At 39.2% G+C, this 525-nt stretch carries 1 protein-coding gene; it reads right to left on the minus strand.

The features are described from left to right. The coding region (locus tag H8K52_RS20655; protein WP_186924797.1) for an IS110 family transposase at nt 1–269 on the minus strand (269 nt) is incomplete at its 3' end. Between the last annotated feature and the right edge of the window lie 256 nt (nt 270–525).

The raw sequence follows: 525 nt of genomic DNA on the forward strand, positions 1-525 counted from the left end.
GCGCTACCAGAAAAAGCAGCAATTTGAGCAGGATTTACGACGGAGACTTTGTACTTCTCATCCACTAAATAGTTGGCTAATGCTTCGTAATAAACACCTGTAGCCTCCATACAAAAATGAGGCTCTTTTACATGCAGTGATTGGCACCATAAAAGAAGTTCAGCAAAACCAGTGACTGTATTATTGAAAGATTTGTGCTTATATCTACCATCTTCAGTGAGAAGAGCTGCATCAAATTTTAGTTTTGCAATGTCAATACCAATGTACATAATTAGCTGAAGAGTAAAGTAAGTTGACGATCATTTGGGGCTCTGTTTTATCTAACCTTGTGGATACAAGCTCTATGCAATGAAATGCCATCGGCCTAGGATACTGTTCAGATTTAACAGAATTAGCTATGGGCAACTATCTACATGTCGGGTTGAAACCCAAGGGTGGGCTCGTCGTCCCATAGCAATTCCAAATAACTTTTACGCGGCAAACAATAGCAACGTAATCATTCAATTTTAACGGATTGGATGAACT

It is taken from the genome of Affinundibacterium seohonense (assembly GCF_014284305.1).
GTDB lineage: Bacteria > Pseudomonadota > Gammaproteobacteria > Burkholderiales > Burkholderiaceae_D > Undibacterium > Undibacterium seohonense.